Origin of the sequence: Carboxylicivirga sp. M1479 (genome assembly GCF_007097485.1) — a bacterium.
In the GTDB taxonomy this organism is placed as follows: domain Bacteria; phylum Bacteroidota; class Bacteroidia; order Bacteroidales; family Marinilabiliaceae; genus Carboxylicivirga.
In genome coordinates this window covers 1-281 of record NZ_VKDE01000125.1, presented here as the reverse complement: position 1 = coordinate 281, position 281 = coordinate 1, and the positions used below count along the sequence as shown (strand labels likewise).

Genomic DNA, 281 nt, shown 5'->3' with positions numbered 1-281 from the left:
TAAATACCATAATGGGTTATAAACTGGTTTTCGGTACTTATCTGAACATTGTAAGCTGGCTTTAACTGTCCGTTCTTCATGTGATCTTCTTTCATGCGCATGAAGGTGGCTTCCTTATCGGTTTTGGAGCAGGAGTTGCGTTGGTCGCCAATGTCTTCGAGTTTTTGTTCGTACTCTTCAAGTTTGGGCAGGTGTTTATTTTCCAACTCTTTTACCAGCTTCTTGACTGGTTTTTCCTGCGCTTTCTCTGACTGCTTGATTTGCGAAATCCGCTTTTTGAG

Annotated in this window: 1 pseudogene; it reads right to left on the bottom strand. The window is 42.0% G+C overall.

Features of this window, described 5'->3' with window-relative positions:
* A pseudogene (locus tag FNN09_RS21020) lies at positions 1-281 on the bottom strand (IS5/IS1182 family transposase); the annotation flags it as partial.